Genomic DNA, 18608 nt, shown 5'->3' on the forward strand with positions numbered 1-18608 from the left:
AGGATTTCTCCTCTAGGGTATTTGTGTCTTGCTTAGTTAGTTGCCATAACGGGTGAAAAGCTAAGTCGCATGGAAACTAGGGGCACCTTTCTTTTTATGCTATTGGTTCGCGCCCTTCAATTTCTGAAGCATTAAGGACCCTTCTCATGCTGGTTTTTCTTGGTCACTGTTTAGGGATTGCACAGTATCTTGCCGTAGCGATATGAATCATGCATCAAATAACGGGATAAAAGGGAGTTTATTGAAGGCACAATTAAAAACCGAACGAATATGATTGACATTCGAATCCGCTCGGTTTTTGGCATTGGTGTCTATGCTTATGCTTTTGTTTCGGCCGCTTTCTATACAGGTTTAAAAAGTACGGGCCAGTTCTTTTGCACGGGCAATACCATCAGCTTTGATTGCGTCTGCTTTCTCTGGCATTGCTGCATGCCCTTCGATAAACAATCCTTCAAAGGAAGGGACACCGAAGAAATCCATGATAATGCTCAAATAACGGTGGCCCATTTCCAACTCGGCCGCCGGTCCTTCAGAATAGATGCCGCCGCGGGCCTGGATATGCAATGCTTTTTTGTCCGTCAAAAGACCGATTGGCCCTTCTTCTGTATATTTGAACGCTTTTCCTGCAACCGCCACGGAATCAATGTAGGCCTTCATCAAAGGCGGGAAAGAGAAATTCCAGAACGGTGTCACGAAAATGTACTTATCAGCTTGGATGAATTGTTCGCTCAATTCCGAAAGACGTCCGACTTTGGCTTGCTCCTCCTTCGAAAGCTCCTCAAATCCTTTCCCTGAACGGAGTTTCCCCCAGCCTTGAAAAACATCGGCATCAATATAAGGGATATGTTCTTTATATAAATCAATAGTGACAATTTCGTCCTCCGGATTTTCCTGCTGATATGTTTCGATGAATGCCCTGGCAGCAGCCATACTGAACGATTGTGTTTCATCGTGGGGATGGGCTGTGATGTATAAAACCTGTGTCATTGAACTCACCTTTCTGTTTTGAATAGGATTAGTGTGATATTTAGCAAGTAAAAACATACATGGTTATTACCTTGAATTAAAGATAAACAATCCAAGGTAACATGGTAATGCATTGTCGTTTTGTCTGTCAATTGAAAAGGACCAGCCGATTCAACGGCTGGTCCTTGGCATTATTATTTCCCTACATACGGATTCCCGCTTATGTTTTTTCTTGCTTCATCCGATATTTTGAAAGGTTCCGGTTTCGTCGCTTTATCCAGCGTGACTGGTGGAGTTCCGCTGCCGTCGTAATGCAAAGGCTTTTGTTCCATGAAAAAACCTCCTTTTAGTAGTTCTATTATATCAGAAAACGGTTACAATATGGTCCTTTTTATTTTACCCTAAGTCCCTTTTTCCATACTTTGTTGCTTTTTGGATCAAAATGCTTTGTGATAAGCTGGCTTGTTAAGGGAGTTGGTGCGGGGCTGCAGAACATTGTACGCAATTAAGTAATGATTGCTTCGGAAAATTCGTTCATGACTTTTAGGAGAAAAGACCCCTTCTATTGGAGACCAGCTTTCATCAGAAGGTAAGCTGGAAACAAGGCGCATCCTTATAAATATTGCCAATAGTTATGATAAACTTGGAAACAAGTGAATGTGTCGGAAGATGGAAGGAAAAAATAAATTATCAATGTTTTTTAAAAGGGGTAGAGAAATATGTCTAAACAGGACGAATGGCTTTATCAATATCTAGTCGATAATGCTGCTTCGATTACGGAGAAGTGGCTTCAAACACGAAAAAACAAAAATGGTTCCATATATTCGGTTAATTCGGAGGATAGTGTGGAAAATATGCTGCGGGAACAGAACAGAATGACAATAGAAGCAGTCAGCAGTTCATTGCTTGCAGATGAAGGGACGGTTAATAAGCAAGTCGACGAATGGGCAAAAACAGTCGGAGAAAGCAGGGTCGATTCCGACACGCCTATTTATGAAGTAATAGAAGCAGTGAATAAGGCTGAAAGCGTATTTATGGAATTTGTCCTGCACTTTATTGAAGAAAATGAAGACGTTGTTCGTAAGGAAGATATCCTAAGGTGGAATCGCCAGGTGAATTCAGCTTTCAATCAAATGGTCACAAAGTTCTCCGAAGTGTATTATCAGCTTACCAGACAGCGCCTTTTCTCTCAACAGGAATTGATTCATCAGTTAAGCACTCCGATCATTCCGGTTTTCGAAAACATGGCTATTGTTCCATTGATTGGTGAAATGGATTCCTATAGAGCCAAGTTTGTCATGGAGACTATTCCAGGTAAGTGTGTGGAAAATCAGGTAGAGCACTTGTTTATCGACCTGTCCGGTATGCCGGCGATTGATACGATGATCGCTCAGCAAATTTATCAGCTGACAAGTATGTTGAAGTTGTTGGGTATTTCATCCACCATTTCGGGAATCAGGCCGGAAGTGGCACAAACCGCAATCCAATTGGGAATCGATTTTGAAAGTACAGGTACATACAGTTCATTGAAACAGGCACTGCTGACTGCAGGATTAAATATAACAGCAGAGCAGTGATGAAGACAAAGGACCGACAAAAGCGTTGTGACCAAAATAGAAGCCGGACGATTCCACATAATCGTCCGGCTTTCTTTGTTAGAAAAGAGCCACCGTTTTGCCCTTCTTTTATTTATGACTCCGGCGAGGAACTTCGCTTTACACAGGCATGGCTTCAGCTAACTTGGAAAGGAATACCGTTCTGCCTATTGCTGTTACGGGGTAGAAAGCTATTCCTGTAATAAGGTGTACTTATTTTTATATGCTGTTGGTTCGCATCCTTCAATTCCCGAAGAATAATGCGCCCATATGTTGATTTTTCGTCTTCTTCACTGTTTAGATATCTATTAGCCGATAGAAAAATACGTCTAAACATCCTGCTCTTATCACCTGGAAATCAGACCGCTAAAATGGAGCGGAGGCAAGATACGGAAACTCCTACGGGAACAGTACGAGCTGTCTTTTTGCTCTGGTGGCCGTGCTTTTGTCCTGGTCACTTTTCAGTAGGAATGCCGTTTCTAAAACATTATAATGAACGTTTGAATGTAGAGTGGATATCATATAAAATAAAGATATTCAAATATCAGTTTGAATAAGGAGGGTGGCAATGGCGAACGATCGCTGTGATATATATTGCTATAACGAAGAAACGGTCAATCGAGTGAAAAATAAAATGGACAGTGAAGACATTACCGGGATAGTAAAAGTGTTCAAAGCAATGGCGGATGAAAAACGGGCTAAAATTGTTTTTGCTTTATCCCAAGAGCAAGAGCTTTGTGTTTGCGATGTGGCTAATATCATTGGGACTTCCGTCGCAACCGCTTCCCATCATCTCAGGAACTTGCGGAAAATGGGGCTGGCCAACTACCGTAAGCAGGGAAAGCTTGTGTTTTATTCGTTAGAAAGTGAATCAATGGTTCAATTACTAGTGCAATCATTTGCCCCTAATGAAGGGGTGGTGGCAAATGGAAGATAAGCGGATGAATGAAGATGAAAAAAAGGTTTACCGTGTACAGGGATTTACCTGAGCTGGCTGTGCCGGAAAGTTCGAAACGAACGTTAAACACCTGGATGGTGTTTCAGATGCAACTGTTAATTTTGGCGCTGCAAAACTTACAGTATATGGAGATGCTTCCATTGAACAATTAGAAAAGGCGGGAGCATTTGAAAATTTAAAAGTAATGGAAGAACATGAACAATTTACAAAGGACCGGCGCCCATTCTGGAAACAAGAAGCGAACCTGCCCGTTCTGTTGGCATTGCTGTTTCTTATAGCGGCTTGTATTTCTGGAAAAGTGCAAATGGGCCAAGGCTTCATTCCGGTTTTATTATATGGTATATCAATCTTGACAGGTGGGTATAAGCTGTTAATCCAAGGGTTGAAGAATCTGGCTGCATTTCAATTTGACATGAGGACGTTAATGACTGTAGCGGTAATTGGAGCAGCTGCAATCGGTGAATGGGGAGAGGCGGCGGTTGTCGTCATCCTATTTGCGGTTAGTGAAGCTTTGGAATCCTACTCGATGGATAAAGCGAGAGAATCTATCCGGTCATTGCTGGACATAGCACCGAAGCAGGCGCTGATCCGAAGGAACGGAAAGGAAATTTCTGTTTCCGTTGATGACATTCAAGTGAGCGATCTAATGCTGGTGAAGCCTGGCCAGAAGCTCGCGATGGATGGGGTAGTCGTAAAAGGGACCTCCGCCGTCAATCAGGCGGCAATCACCGGGGAGTCCGTTCCTGCTTTCAAAGAAACAGGCAGTACTGTTTATGCGGGAACCTTGAATGAAGATGGATATTTGGAGGTCGAAGTCACTAAACTGGCGAAAGACACGACGCTGGCCAAGATCATTCATTTAGTGGAAGAAGCTCAAGCGGAACGGGCTCCGTCCCAGGCATTTATTGATAAATTTGCTGCCTGGTACACTCCGGCTATCATTTTGTTTGCCTTGATACTTGCGGTTGTTCCGCCTCTTTTTTTCGGAAGTTGGCACGATTGGCTGTACAGAGGTCTTGCAGTTCTCGTAGTCGGTTGTCCTTGCGCATTGATTGTATCCACTCCTGTTTCCATTGTCACGGCAATCGGACACGCTGCAAAGCATGGGGTGCTTATCAAGGGCGGCGTTTATTTAGAGAAGGCCGGTGCCTTGTCGGCAATTGCTTTTGATAAAACGGGTACGTTGACAAAAGGGGTGCCGGAAGTGACCGATACTTTCCCTTTTTCAGATCAGACGGACAAAGAATTACTCCTTATTGCAGCTGCATTGGAGAAAAAATCTGGACATCCGCTGGCAGCGGCTGTCACTCGTCATGCAGACAAAGAGTTATTAGAATATCGACACTTGCCAGTAGAGGATTTTTCTTCGATGACAGGGCAAGGGGTAAAAGGCCGCATAAAAGGGATAGAATACTATTTAGGAAGTCCGAATCTATTGGCGGGGATGGTGGATATATCCCGGAAGCTTTCCAATCAAATCCTGGCCTTGCAACAGAAAGGGAAAACAGTACTTGTGCTGGGTACCGACAAGGAGCTGCTTGGATTGATCGCTGTTGCCGATAGTATCAGGGAATCAAGCAAGGCGTCTATCGAAAAACTACACACTTCTCAGATTAAAACCGTCATGCTGACAGGGGATAATTCAGAAACGGCACGATCGATTGCCGAGCAGCTTGGAATCGACGAAGTGCAGGCAGAACGGATGCCGGAGGAAAAACTGGAATATATTAAGCAAATGCAGAAGGAACAGGATGTTGCCATGGTCGGGGATGGCATCAATGATGCACCGGCGCTGGCCGCGTCATCGGTAGGAATTGCCATGGGAGGCGCGGGTACAGACACAGCGCTTGAGACAGCTGATATTGCTTTGATGGCTGATGATTTGGAAAAACTCCCGTTCACCATGGAATTAAGCAGGAGAACGTTGCAAATCATTAAACAGAATGTCTCTTTTGCTTTATTGATCAAGCTTGTCGCCCTGCTATTGGTTATACCGGGGTGGCTTACACTCTGGATGGCGATTTTCGCAGACATGGGCGCAACCTTGATTGTGACCTTGAACGGTCTTCGTCTGCTCAAGGTGAAAGAATAGTACTTCTAAGGACCTCCTAGATCGTCAGGGAGGTCTTTTGCTTCTTTACAGGGTCTTCGGACGCGTGCTGTTCCCATAGATATTTCTCGTTGTACCAGGCGAATCAAGAAACAATGTCTCGTACACTGTTTATAAACAGGAAGCTGTTCTTAGTGAAGGAAATACCCGGAGACTCCTGCGGGAGGAAAGGCCTCGGTGAGATTCCGCAGAGCGTCAGCTCGAGGAAGCTCACCAGCCGCCCGCGGAAAGCGCAGGGTATTTTCGGAGCGGTGAACTCCCACTCAATAAAAGGCAGCATGCGGAATGCGGTTGGATCAGGTTAGAAGAGATTGAAGCCGTGGGGAAGTATGGTAAACTGATAGAAATACAAAAAGATAGAGGGGATTTTTGTGTTTACCTATCAAGTAGACGACGAGATACAATTAAAATTGATGGAGTTAAGCGATGCCGAAGAGCTTTTTGCGCTGACAGACAGTTCCCGTGATTACTTGCGCGAGTTTTTGCGGTGGGTCGACGGGACGACCACGGAAGAGGATACACAAGCATTCATTCAGTCTGGCTTGCAGCATTTTGCAGATAACAAGAGCCTCACCACCGCGATACTATACCAGGGGAAAATCGCAGGAGTGATTGGATTCCATGAAATCAGTTGGAACAATAAAAGTGCTTCAATCGGTTATTGGCTGGGAGAAAACCATCAAGGAAAAGGAATAATGAGCAGGTCCGTGAAAGCATTGACCAGTTATGGATTTGACAGGCTTGATTTGAACCGGATTGAAATCCGGGCTGCAGCCGAGAATGTGAAGAGCAGGGCGATACCGGAGAAATTGGGATTTACCAAGGAAGGGTGTATCAGACAGGCTGAGTGGCTTTATGATCACTTTGTTGATCACGTTGTGTATGGCATGCTCGCAACAGAATGGCCGTATGAATACAAAAAAAATTCGTAACGGTAAAGCCTGTAGCGTAGATTGTCGATTCTTCGTTACAGGCTTTTTAATCTTGTTGTTTCTACCAGACAGGTAATAAAATGGAGAAGAGTACGTCAGAGCTTTTCCGGATTTTTCGCACAAGGTATTGCTTTTTCAATCGGTTGTCACTGATTTTTCAACCATTCGTAGGTATTTTTCAATCCCTTTTCCAAGGAGTGCTCAGGATTCCATCCTAATTCTGTTTTGATTTTTTTGGTATCAAGACAACGATTTGTAACGGTGTCGATTGTCCGTTCAGGCTGATACTCAAACGGGCTGTCACTTCCGGTGATGTCTTTTATGGATACTGCTAACCGATGGATAGTAGTTTCTCTGCCAGTCCCAACATTAAATACGTTTCCTGCTGCTTCCGGATGAGAAGCAGCTTTGCGAATAGCATCGATGCCATCTGAAATATAGGTGAAGTCACGGGTCTGTTCACCACTCCCATATATGATCAGCGGTTCTCCTGCAGCTGCTGCTTCAAAAAACTTGGCCACCACTCCGCAATAGGGATTGACTGCAAGTTGGCCAGGTCCATATAGATTGGATAATCTTAAAATAGTAAACGGAAGCCTGGATAAGTGGTGAAAAACATGACAATAATGCTCCATGGAAAATTTGCTTGCTGCATACGGCATGGAAATATCATAATAGCTTTCCGGGGTAGGAAGAATATCGGCATTGTTGTAAACCGAGGCGGTCGAAGTATACACAAACCGTTTGATTTTTGGATTTAATTCCATCGTTTTTTTCAATAAACAATATCCCCCGAATAGATTTGTCTGAAAGTCGGCTTCGATATCATCGACAGAAAGCAGTAAGTTGCGGCAGGCTAAATGAAATATATAATCGACTTGCGGAAGAACTTCTTCCAGAACTTCCTGGTCGGTAATGGAAGCTTTATAAAAAGAAACCTTGTTTGACTGTGGAAGAGATTCCTTGCGGCCGGTTGAAAGGTCATCAATTATATAGAGATGATCCGTTTCGGGAAGAAGGTCAGCAGCTAGCTGTGAACCCACAAAACCGGCGCCTCCGGTAATCAATACGTTACCCAAAGACATTTTCAACATTACCTCCCCTTTAGTTCAATTCAGCAGTTTCATGCTGATTGATACCTAGCTTCTTTTCTAATAACTCTTTGTTAAATATAATTTTCTTATCATTCGGACGGTACTCTCTTGCTTTTTCGTTATGCTCATAAGACTTTTCAAAATCCTGCAGATTGTAATAGCAGACACACATTTGCAAATGTGGATACCAAGTAGCGTATGCGGGGTAGGTAAAACTCCACTTATTGGGATCGGTTTCCAATTTTGTCGCTAAGTCATACCAGTAGACTGCTGTTTTGTAATCTTGTTGGCGTTGAAAGTTAAAGCCTATGCGACTGCATGTTTCGGGACGGGGGAGTTTAGAAAACTGGAAAGAGCGGAATAAAGATTCCAATTCTTTAACGGTATCTCCCAGATGACGGTGGCAATCCGCCTTGTTTATACAGGCGTACACTTTGTCCTCTATCCAGCCATCTTCCATGGCTATATTTTTTTCGTAACTTTCAATCGCTTTTTCATAGTGACCATTTTCTCTTAACTCATTTCCATAATAAAAATAGTCGCGGGGAGAAAAGGTATCTCCTCTATCCAACTTTTTCTGATAGATCGACAGATTACGACCTACTGAATGTCGGATTTTCTTGTGTGTGACCGCTACATCAGAATTGATGATATTGCCATAAACCTCCAGATATTGATGGCAGTCGCCTTTCCACTTAAAGTTCCGACTCCTTTTTACGAGACGGTTTCTTCTGTATTGAAGGGTTACATTTCCGTATTCATCCATGCCGGCATTGTAATACATCGATACCGAATCAACTTCAGGATTCAACGTTTCCTTCAGTTTTTTTAATTTTTTCCGGTCTTCTTCCAAAATGACATCATCCGCGTCTAAATATAAAATATAATCTTTGGTAGCATGCTTGAATGATTCATTTCGGGCTGCTGCAAAATCCCCGATCCACTCAAAGTAAAAAACTCGATCTGTATATTGCCGGGCTATATTTACCGTGTTGTCGTTGGAACCAGTATCTACTATATTGATTTCATCTACGATATCCTTGATGGAATCCAGACATCTTGCGAGTACCGCTTCTTCATTCTTCACTATCATACATAAACTAATAGAAATCATACTTATTCCCCTTTCGGATTATGATGCTGCACATATTCCTCCTGTTGTTAACTTATTTGAAAAGGCAGGAAGTGGTTTGTATAAAAACCTAACTTGAACAAAAAGGCAAATAACTAATGAAACTTCAGAAAAAGAAAAAGGTGTTGAATGATCAACACCTTTTTCAAATTTTTATTGCTTAAGGCCCCGTCGGTCCAGTAGGCCCCGTCGGTCCAGTAGGCCCCGTCGGTCCAGTAGGCCCCGTCGGTCCAGTAGGCCCCGTCGGTCCAGTGGCACCCGTCGGTCCGGTAGCACCCGTAGGTCCAGTAGCGCCCGTCGGTCCAGTAGCGCCCGTCGGTCCAGTGGCGCCCGTCGGTCCGGTGGCACCCGTAGGCCCGGTAGCGCCCGTAGGCCCGGTAGCACCCGTCGGTCCGGTGGCACCCGTCGGTCCGGTAGCGCCCGTAGGTCCGGTGGCACCCGTCGGTCCGGTAGCGCCCGTAGGTCCGGTAGCACCGGTCGGCCCGGTAGCACCCGTCGGTCCGGTGGCACCCGTCGGTCCGGTAGCGCCCGTAGGTCCGGTGGCACCCGTCGGTCCGGTAGCGCCCGTCGGTCCGGTAGCACCGGTCGGTCCGGTAGCACCGGTCGGTCCGGTAGCACCGGTCGGTCCGGTAGCGCCCGTAGGTCCAGTGGCACCCGTCGGTCCGGTAGCACCGGTCGGTCCAGTGGCACCCGTCGGTCCAGTGGCACCCGTCGGTCCAGTGGCACCCGTAGGCCCGGTAGCACCGGTAGGTCCAGTGACACCGGTCGGTCCGGTAGCGCCCGTAGGTCCAGTAGGCCCCGTCGGTCCGGTAGCACCCGTCGGCCCGGTGGCACCGGTAGGTCCGGTAGCACCCGTCGGTCCGGTGGCACCGGTAGGTCCGGTAGCACCCGTAGGTCCAGTAGGCCCCGTCGGTCCGGTAGGCCCTATTGGTCCAGTCGGTCCAACTCCGTCACCGCCTTCGGCAGAGAGTAGCTCTACGTCATCTACTAATACAGCGGGAGCAGTAAGAGCGCTGACAGGCTTGCTGATAATCACTTGTGCTTGAGTAGTGCCTGCAGGGGCTGGTTCGGTATTTTGATAGAAATTATGCCAAGTACCATTGTTGACAAATGGGATATTGCCAAAGAAAATTTCTGTTTCCAATCCCGTTCCAACTACTGTATTTGCTGCATTTAAGAACAATACTTGAATGTTGATAACAGGGCTTGGATTGGTTGTTGTTTTGGCAAGAGAGACAAGCAATTCATATCTTTCCCCGGCGGTGGCAGCAACTGTTTGGGAAAGAGATGCTTCAGCAGCTCCGCTAGCAAGCCGGGCTGAGTGAAATCCCGAATGGGCCTGGCCGTATACCACGGTGGTGTTTACTGCGTTCCATCCGGTAAGGTCACCTGTCTCAAAACTGCTATTTACAATAAGGTCATTTAGTGACAAGTGTCTTTTTCCTCCTTATCCTTCAGATTTGAGAAACTAGTAATACTAGCAAACTCACCATATACTATGTCGCTTCCGTTAGCTTGTTCAGGCTAATGTTGCTGATATATCGCACATTTTCATTTCTATGCTCCTGTGCTTGCTTAGTAACTTTGGAATCAACCGTTCATACACTATTACAAAACGGAATAAAAAGGGAGTAATAGATGATGGTTCCTTTCGTTGAGAAAATTAAAAGATTGTTAGGGGTCCATAATGAAGTAGAGGCCAAAGCAAAAATTAAAAGGTTTGAGGATGACCGTCAGTTCGCTGCGGAATATTATGCTTTACATGCATTTCTGGCAATCAAGGATTGTCTCCTTCCACAAGGTTGGTTGTGGTGTTGGCGGGGATTGGATAAATTCTCCGGGGATAAACAACTTCTGCAACTAATGGATTTAATCAATAATGAATTGGGAAGGGGTGGAATACCTACAAGATTTTCCGCCAATAGTAAAAACACAATAGACCAGGAAACTACCTGGACGAAAATTGAGAACGGGAATAAATTGAAAATATTGCAAGGATCAATGGAAATAGCGAATCAAATGCATACAATTTCAAAGGGCACCTCCCGAATGGATCTCATCAATCATACTTTGAACTATTATCCCGCTTATTTGGGTTATGTCTCTGATTATACCTGGCCGATCGCAGGGAAATTGCGCAATCCAGGTTTTAATAACACCTTGAAGCGGTTGACGGCCGATATTGTGCCCTTTTATGATTTTTTTCACTTTCATTTCGGTAAAACACTTACACTTGATCATTCCGACTTGGATGTGATAAAACATCAAAATAAAGGCGTCATCATGCATCACTGGGGCAGTGAAGTCCGTTTGTTGTCCACAGCGAAAAAAAGCAACCCTTATGCAAAAGTGAAAATCGCGGATGAAAGCATGCTCAAGCGGAATCTGGCATTTTTTTCAGGAAAAATACCACACTGCATCGTTGCTGATGAAGAGATGTATCAGTACGTAAAAGATTATTATCCAAAGGTATCCGTTGTGCCGTTGATGATTGACTTGGAAAAATACAAACCGCTTGAAGTTGCACCGCCGCTTCCTGACAGACCGTTGAAAATTGTCCACGCTCCTACTTCTCCGGAAATCAAAGGTACTCCTTATGTTGTAAGTGCCATCGAGAAGTTGAAAACCGAATATTCTTTTGAATTTACGTTGGTGCAAAAAATGTCGCATGAACAGGCAAGGATGGAATATCAGAAAGCGGATTTGGTGATTGACCAACTGCACATCGGCAGTTATGGTTTGCTGGCTGTCGAATCAATGGCGATGGGTAAGCCGGTTATCTGCTGGATCAGCGATTTTATGAAAGAAAAATATCCAGCCGATTTACCAATTATTCCGGCTAACCCGGATTCGATAGAGACCATCTTACGCAGTCTATTGCAACACCCTGAACAATTGGACGAAATCGGTCGGAAGAGCCGTATTTACACGGAAAGACACCATGATATGATGAAAAACAGTCAGTTGATTTTTGATATTTATCAGGAAGAATCATCTGCCAATGGAAATTCCTGAACTCCCGAATCGCTCTTCGATGGATGCTTGCCGCGGGCACGGCCTCAGCTAACTTGGTCAAGAAAATCACTTGACCAAGTGGATCTTCGGCTCGCGCTGTTCCCGCAGGCGTCACCATCGAACGCTCATCGTGGAATCAACAGAGGTAAAACGAAAAAGCGTGATTTTCTTTGTTTTATAAAAGGAAGTCACGCTTTTTTCTTGTACCACAAGATGGCACCAGAGGATAACGTCATTGATCCAGCTTCTTAGCTTCCTTCCGTCGTAGTGAAACGATTCGTTAAACAATGAAGGAATAGAGGGCACAAATCACTTGAAATTAGATAAAAAGCGGTCTGTAGGGAATTTAAATTCCCTATAGACCGCTTTTTTAAAATTCTACTTTTTCAAAGACCTTCCGTTTTTCAGTGGACTCAGAAAGCGGTTGGTGCTTTCTGAGGAAGTTTGAAGCCGTGCCCTTGGAACGTTCAGTATCTTGCCGTAGCGATTCGAAGCAAGAATTAAACAGCAGGATAAAAAGAAGTCTATCAAAGGAATATACAAATAAAAACCGAACGATCCGATTAGTGTTTAGGATTCGTTCGGTTTCTTGCTTCGATGGGCCAGCTTTTATCCTGGCCTCATTGTTTGCAGTTGTACCCCTCGATCATTCTAACTGTTTTGCTGGATTTCCAACTACTGTTTTCCCTTGTTTTACATTTTTGGTAACCACTGCTCCAGCTCCGACAATGGAATTTTCTTCGATTGTGATTCCCGGGAGGAGAGTTGCGTTATTGCCAATTTTTGCTCCTTTTTTCAATACAGGCCCTCGATGCCGATAATTTCCCTCGCCCATATATTTATCATTTGAGGAAGAGCAGCAGGGACCGATAAATACATCGTCTTCAATTACCATATCTGCCGTTATATAGGCGTTTGTTTGAACTGTCACCCGCTTGCCGATACATGTATTGTTTTCCACCGTCGCATTTCTTCCAATAATGCTGTCTTTTGCTACTTCGGTATTTTCCCTGATGCTGGCCAGGTCTCCAACCAGAACCCCCTGGTGGAGGACGGCGCCTTGGTAGATGACGCAATTTCCACCGATGGACACATCATCGCTGATTACTAATGGATTTAATTCTTCTGAGGGTTTTCTGGCCATCTTATTGTTGGCCATCGGCTGTTTACCCAAGCAGGTCAAATCGCCTATATAGACATTGCTGCCGATAATCGTTCCTTTATGAATAACGACATTGCTGCCAACAGTTGTATTGTCTCCGATGATGACTTCGGGGCCGATGACAGCATTTTCACCAAACGAAACGTTTTTTCCGATCCATGCACTTTGATGAATCATTCACTCACTTCCCATTTTTAAAATTAATCAAGCATTGTTTTAGTTGAAAAGGAGGAAAGGGGCAAAGGGATGACTTTTCCTTGCTGATGGGAACGGTAAAGGCCGAAAATCAACTCCAGTGCCTTTTTCCCTTCTTCTCCAGTTACCAGCAAACAGGCATTTTCCTCCAATGATTCGATGAAATTCTCGTACATCCGGCAGTGTTCCTCTTTTCTTCCTGCCAGCTCTTTCAGTTCTTCTGATAATCGCTCATGGCCTTGTATATAACACCTATCGATTTTATCCAATCCAGGACCGCCGATGCTGACGGTCCCTTTCTCGGCGAAGATCGACAATTGGTACCCGATATTCACTGGTTTGGTGACGGTATTTGCATCTATTACTCCTTTTACATTATTGGAAAAGCTGATGATCCCGGTTGCAACATCTTCTATATCTTTTACGTCATGTGAATGGTTGGCAATTTCTCCATAAATAGTTATAGGTTCACCGAGCAGCCATACCAGTAAATCAACAAGGTGGATACCTTGATTGACAAGCATTCCGCCGTCCATAGACCAGCTGCCGCGCCAGTCGGCAGCTTGAAAGTAATCCTTGCTGCGGTTGATGCGAATCGATGCTACTCCCATATAGAGTTTTCCGAAGTACCCTTCTTGGATCAGTTCCTTTAAGCGGGACATGAACGGTCGATAACGCATCTGATGACAGACAAGTACTTTTCGGTTGTTGACTTGTGCCAGCTTGTTGATTTCATCTGCATCTTGTAAGGACAGGGAGATTGGTTTTTCGAGAATAATATGTTTTTGAAGCTGTAGAGCTTGTTTTGCTATCTCCGCATGCAATCCGCTGACCACTGCAATCACGACAATGTCTACTGTAGGGTCGCTCAGGAGATCGTGATAATCCGTATATTGCTTAATCGCTTGGGTTGTTTTCTTTTTGTCCCGGTATTCAGAAACAACAGCATCCATCCGCTCTTTTTGAAGATCACTGACTGCCGCTAATTTTGCATTGCTCAAGTTACTGATCGTTTCAATGTGTTTCTGGGCAATATATCCGCAGCCGATCAATCCAATGGAATAGTTCATTGCCTCTCATCCATTTCTCTTATAGCGGCGATTATTGACTGTTGTTCTTCGTCCTCAAGAAACGGGTGGATCGGAATTGCCAATAATCGGTTTGATAACTGCTCGGCCTCTGGAAAATCTCCTTGATTGTATCCTAACTTCTGATAAGCCACTTGAAGATGCAAGCAGCAGGGATAATAAATCCCTGTACTGATTTTTCGCTCTTGCAGGAAGACGGATGCTTCATCTTGATGATCTGCTTCCAGACAATATAAGTGATAGATATGTGTCCGGTCTGATTTTGGTCGAGGGGGTTTTATCGTATGCAGAGTCGAGAACGCCTCCGTATAGTTGTTTGCCAGTTTTGCCCGTCTGTTGTTCCAATCTTCAATATGCTGTAAACAAATGAGCAAGATAGCGGCATGGATTTCATCGAGCCTGCTGTTATAGCCTATCGTGTCATGATAATATTTCCGGTTACTTCCGTGGGCGCGCAGTTTCCTTATCTTTGCTGCAATTCGTTCGTCAGAAGTAGTGACCATTCCACCATCCCCCAGTGTGCCGAGATTTTTGGTGGGGAAGAAAGAGAAACAACCAGCGTCGGCCAGGCTGCCGACAGGCATTCCTTTATATAACGCGCCGAAGGCTTGACATGCATCCTCGATTACTGTCAGGTCGTGTTGTTTTGCAATGGCATTGATTTCATCCATATCGGCCGCCTGCCCGAACAAGTGAACAGGGATGATCGCTTTCGTACTCGGAGTGATTTTATCAGGTATCTTCTTCGGATCGATTGTAAAAGAATCAGAGGTGATATCAACAAAAACCGGGGTTGCGCCGACTCGTGTTATTGCTTCAGCTGTCGCGAAAAAAGTGAACGGACTGGTGATCACTTCGTCTCCTTCACCGATTCCCAACGCCTCAAGTGTCAGCAACAGCGCATCCGTTCCATTGCCAACCGCCACTGCTTCGTCAGTACCAATTCGACTGGCCACCTGCCTTTCCAATTCCGAAACTTTTGGACCGAGAATATAATTACCACTTCGTAACACATCGCTCACGGCTGCGAGTATGTCTTTTTCAATCGTGGTGAATTGTCTTTTCAGATTGATTAATGGAATCATCGTTTGTCTCCTTTGCTTTCAAATTTTAAATAATATCCGTTATACATTAACGTATTTACAGGTTGTTCCACCGGTAACGGCATTCATCTTATATCAGTGCTCAATCTATTATCTACTTGGCCGTAAACACTAGTAATAGTGCCTTTTTTGTGGATAGATTTGCACAGCACCCCTTTTGTTCTCATATAAGGTAATAGATTGACTGACAAACGAAAGGAACATTCAAATGAAAGCTGAACGGATAGGAAACAACCGAATAGAGAAAGGTGAGGGGAAGGCGCAGACAATTGGGGTTGTCGGACTTGGTTATGTAGGCCTTCCGGTTGCAATTGGTTTTTCGAAGCAATACAAGGTGATCGGCTTTGATGTGGATAAGCAAAAAATAGATTTACTCAAAAAGCACAACGATATAACAAGAGAAATAAGTAAGGAGGAATTGGCAGCTTCTGACATATATTTTACAAGTGATCAAACAGACTTATCATTGTGCGACTATATAATCGTGGCAGTACCTACACCGATAAATGAGCATAACGAACCGGATTTGCGTTATTTAATAGCAGCATCTGAAACAGTGGGAAGGAATTTGGCCGGTGGGGCAACAATCGTCTATGAATCAACAGTCTATCCTGGAGCCACAGAAGAAATATGCATTCCGGTTTTGGAGAAAACATCGGGATTGAAATCTGGTGAGGACTTCTTTGTAGCTTATTCGCCGGAAAGGATCAACCCAGGAGATAGACAGCATACGTTTCAACAAATTGAGAAAATTGTAGCAGCTCAAAATGAAGCAGTGTTGGAAAAAGTGGCGGCTTTGTATCAGAGTGTCATCGAAGCCCCCATTTACAAGGCGGAATCAATCAAAGTTGGAGAAACTGCGAAAGTGTTAGAAAACACACAGAGGGATATCAACATTGCCTTGATGAACGAGTTGGCAATGATTTGTGAAAGAGTCGGCATCGACACTTTCGATGTCCTTGAGGCTGCTGGAACAAAGTGGAATTTCCTTCCCTTTACACCGGGACTTGTCGGCGGACACTGTATTGGCGTAGATCCTTATTATTTGATTCATAAAGCAAAAGTAGTGGGTTACACTCCAGTATTTTTAGAAGCAGCTCGAAAAATCAACGATTCAATGGCAGGTTTTGTCCATCGTACGGTTCTTGATGATATTATCCGTTTCAAGTATGATTTGGAAAAACTTACAATCACGGTGATGGGCATAACTTTTAAAGAAAATGTCCCGGATACCAGAAACTCAAAAGCTTTGGAAATCGTCCAAATGCTGCTGGATGATGGTTTGTCGGTAAATATTTATGATCCAGTTGCAAATCCTGAGGAAGTTGAGAACGAATTAGGGATTTCGTTGACTGAAAGAAAAAACCTGCAGCCAGCCGACATTCTTCTCGTTCTGGTGCCACATCAGGAATTTTTAACCATGACTGCCGAGGAGATTTCCGGATTTGTGAAAAAGGATCGAGCGCTGGTATTTGATTTGAAAAACATTTGGAGAAATCATCAGTTGCCTTCATTCATTAATCGTAAAACTCTTTAAAAGAAGAGACTGGGACAAAAGCTGAAGCCGTACCCGTGGGAATGAGTAGTATCTACAAAGCAAGCACCAAACAACAGGGAAAAAGAAAACAGAAATATAAAAAATGAACGAATTCGATTGATATAGAATTCGTTCATTTTTTGTTTTTGGTGGCCATGCTTTTGTCCCGGACCATAGAATAACCGGTTTGTCAGAAATTCACTTTATCCCAAAATTTCTTGAAGAACGACTTTTTCTCTTCTGTAGATTGTGAGTGATCTTTCTTGGCTGCTTCTGTTTGAACAGATGGTTTTATTTCTGCCGACTTTTGATTTTTGACTTTCCCCTGATTTATTGATTGGGGCGTGGGTGAGGTTGTTTTTACCGTGTGCGATTCTGGTTTTTCCGATTTATGTGACTCTGCTTTTGGTAGTTGCGGTCGCTTCCTTTCCGCGCCCATAGATTCAGGGTTAACAACCGACTCAGCTGTAATATTTGCTGCTTTGTGAATGCCTCTTTGTTGGTCTGATTTTTCAGGGGCGCTCTGCTCTTTTTGATGTTGGGCTTCTGGTGGTTTGGTTGATGCCTCTTTTTGTGCTGTTTCCTCTCTGGATTTCTCTGCAGCTTTTGCTGCTTCTTGTTCCTTTATTTTCTGCAAAAACGCGCGCTTATCTGCTTCGCTTTTTAAAGAGATTGGTTGTTCTGATTTTGCTGCCGTTGGTATTGCTTGTGTGCTCGGTTTCGTCGGCCGGATTTGCGGGCTCATGTTATTTGCTGTTGTGTCAGTGCCTAAACTAGAACGTTTTTTGCTTTGAACAGGTGGGGCATGATTTTTCTTTCCCTTCCTATCTATAACGGGGACGACAGAAGCGCCTTGTAAGTCCCGATAATTGAACTGGGGCTGCTTTGTTGAAGGATTATACGGGTTTGCGACAGGATTTTGCGGTAATACCGGCTCCTTTCGTCTTGGCTTAGGGGATGGGGAGGGGGACTCCGATTCCGTCGTCGATTGTTTTTGCTCCTTCATCAATTTCTTCATTTCGGCAATTTCTGCCTGAAGTTTTTCCAACAAATCCGTCTGAAAAGGATTTTGTTGATTGGGAGAGGTCGATGCTGGCGGTATCGGCTTACCATGTTCTTGTGGCTGTGTCTGTGCAGGGGTTGAATCCTTCTGGACCGGCTCCTTCAGATGGTTGAGAAATGTGGAAGAAGCTGCGGGTTCGTGTTTTGGGTTTTGGTCATCCATCGCCTGATCGTACTCCTTTCTTTTCTTATTCAGCGGCCTGCCGCTGGCTTCAGATATTTTTTGATCCAAGTAATATAGCAGTTGAAAGAGAATGGCTACACTGTCATGCATCGTTTCTGCCTGGGAACGTTTATGACCGTCTGACAGGACAAAGTGCAGGCTTTCATTTTTATCGGCTGGAGCGTCTTCCGTTTGATTTGATTTCTGTCTCCACTCCGCAAGTTCTCTCTCTTTTTGCTCCAGGGCTTTGCTTAATAGTCGATTCTTTTTTTCATATTGTTTGATGGTTTCTGAATGAGTATGATTTTGCCACTCAGATTTCTCAAGAAGTTCCCGGTATTTTTCCTGTAATTGCTGATAATCCTGACTACAATCATTTTCCTGATAACTCCTGATCATTTTTTTATATTTACGTTGTTGGATTAGTAGGTGATTGATCTCCTCCTTGCTATAACTTTTCACCAATTAGTCACCTCTTCACCCATAATATATAGAA

15 protein-coding genes are annotated in these 18608 nt (G+C 44.2%); 6 read left to right on the forward strand and 9 right to left on the reverse strand.

Annotated elements, in window-relative coordinates; all coding sequences use genetic code 11:
* Positions 1–351: 351 nt before the first annotated feature.
* Positions 352–987, reverse strand: a complete 636-nt coding sequence (locus tag F6X55_RS01300; protein ID WP_026571882.1) for an FMN-dependent NADH-azoreductase — start codon at positions 985–987, stop codon at positions 352–354.
* Between the two features lie 173 nt (positions 988–1160).
* Positions 1161–1298, reverse strand: a complete 138-nt coding sequence (locus F6X55_RS20005; protein ID WP_162832898.1) for a hypothetical protein — start codon at positions 1296–1298, stop codon at positions 1161–1163.
* 387 nt (positions 1299–1685) lie between these two features.
* On the opposite strand from F6X55_RS20005, the gene F6X55_RS01305 reads away from it, so the two are divergent.
* The 4 genes from F6X55_RS01305 to F6X55_RS01320 all read left to right on the forward strand — a co-directional run bounded on the left by F6X55_RS01305 (position 1686) and on the right by F6X55_RS01320 (position 6561).
* Positions 1686–2543, forward strand: a complete 858-nt coding sequence (locus F6X55_RS01305; protein ID WP_026571883.1) for an STAS domain-containing protein — start codon at positions 1686–1688, stop codon at positions 2541–2543.
* Positions 2544–3129: 586 nt separating this feature from the next.
* Positions 3130–3498, forward strand: coding sequence for an ArsR/SmtB family transcription factor (locus F6X55_RS01310; RefSeq protein WP_153461620.1), 369 nt, complete (start codon positions 3130–3132; stop codon positions 3496–3498).
* Positions 3488–5611 (forward strand): heavy metal translocating P-type ATPase, encoded by a 2124-nt coding sequence (locus F6X55_RS01315; RefSeq protein ID WP_153461622.1) that lies wholly within the window; start codon positions 3488–3490, stop codon positions 5609–5611. Before F6X55_RS01310 ends, F6X55_RS01315 begins: the two co-directional genes overlap by 11 nt.
* 389 nt (positions 5612–6000) lie before the next feature.
* Positions 6001–6561: a GNAT family N-acetyltransferase gene (locus tag F6X55_RS01320; RefSeq protein WP_026772418.1), complete on the forward strand. Its 561-nt coding sequence runs from the start codon at positions 6001–6003 to the stop codon at positions 6559–6561.
* A gap of 146 nt (positions 6562–6707) precedes the next feature.
* Here F6X55_RS01320 and F6X55_RS01325 read toward each other — a convergent pair whose 3' ends face one another.
* From F6X55_RS01325 to F6X55_RS01335, 3 genes are all read right to left on the reverse strand, one after another.
* Positions 6708–7646, reverse strand: a complete 939-nt coding sequence (locus tag F6X55_RS01325; protein ID WP_153461624.1) for an NAD-dependent epimerase/dehydratase family protein — start codon at positions 7644–7646, stop codon at positions 6708–6710.
* A 19-nt stretch (positions 7647–7665) separates the two neighbouring features.
* Positions 7666–8769, reverse strand: coding sequence for a glycosyltransferase (locus tag F6X55_RS01330; protein WP_153461626.1), 1104 nt, complete (start codon positions 8767–8769; stop codon positions 7666–7668).
* A gap of 178 nt (positions 8770–8947) precedes the next feature.
* Entirely contained in the window at positions 8948–10219 is a 1272-nt protein-coding gene (locus F6X55_RS01335) for an NTTRR-F1 domain (protein ID WP_202616101.1), read from the reverse strand.
* A gap of 209 nt (positions 10220–10428) precedes the next feature.
* Here F6X55_RS01335 and F6X55_RS01340 point away from each other — a divergent pair, with 209 nt between their 5' ends.
* Complete coding sequence (locus tag F6X55_RS01340) at positions 10429–11802, forward strand: glycosyltransferase family protein (RefSeq protein WP_237648574.1); 1374 nt, start codon at positions 10429–10431, stop codon at positions 11800–11802.
* Between the two features lie 646 nt (positions 11803–12448).
* Here the strand turns inward: F6X55_RS01340 and F6X55_RS01345 are convergent.
* The 3 genes from F6X55_RS01345 to F6X55_RS01355 are packed head-to-tail and all read right to left on the reverse strand — an operon-like array spanning position 12449 to position 15332.
* Positions 12449–13141 carry an N-acetyltransferase gene (locus tag F6X55_RS01345; protein WP_153461628.1) on the reverse strand — a complete coding sequence of 231 codons (693 nt, stop codon included), beginning with the start codon at positions 13139–13141 and terminating at the stop codon, positions 12449–12451.
* Between the two features lie 23 nt (positions 13142–13164).
* On the reverse strand, positions 13165–14229 hold the full coding sequence (locus F6X55_RS01350) for a Gfo/Idh/MocA family protein (RefSeq protein ID WP_026772415.1): 1065 nt from the start codon (positions 14227–14229) through the stop codon (positions 13165–13167).
* Positions 14226–15332 carry a DegT/DnrJ/EryC1/StrS family aminotransferase gene (locus tag F6X55_RS01355; RefSeq protein WP_153461631.1) on the reverse strand — a complete coding sequence of 369 codons (1107 nt, stop codon included), beginning with the start codon at positions 15330–15332 and terminating at the stop codon, positions 14226–14228. Before F6X55_RS01355 ends, F6X55_RS01350 begins: the two co-directional genes overlap by 4 nt.
* Positions 15333–15558: 226 nt before the next feature.
* On the opposite strand from F6X55_RS01355, the gene F6X55_RS01360 reads away from it, so the two are divergent.
* A complete protein-coding gene (locus tag F6X55_RS01360; protein WP_153461633.1) occupies positions 15559–16887 on the forward strand; it encodes a nucleotide sugar dehydrogenase in 1329 nt (442 codons plus the stop codon).
* Between the two features lie 190 nt (positions 16888–17077).
* Here F6X55_RS01360 and F6X55_RS01365 read toward each other — a convergent pair whose 3' ends face one another.
* On the reverse strand, positions 17078–18577 hold the full coding sequence (locus F6X55_RS01365) for a hypothetical protein (RefSeq protein WP_153461634.1): 1500 nt from the start codon (positions 18575–18577) through the stop codon (positions 17078–17080).
* Positions 18578–18608 lie beyond the last annotated feature (31 nt).

Source organism: Sediminibacillus terrae, assembly GCF_009602435.1.
In the GTDB taxonomy this organism is placed as follows: domain Bacteria; phylum Bacillota; class Bacilli; order Bacillales; family Amphibacillaceae; genus Sediminibacillus; species Sediminibacillus terrae.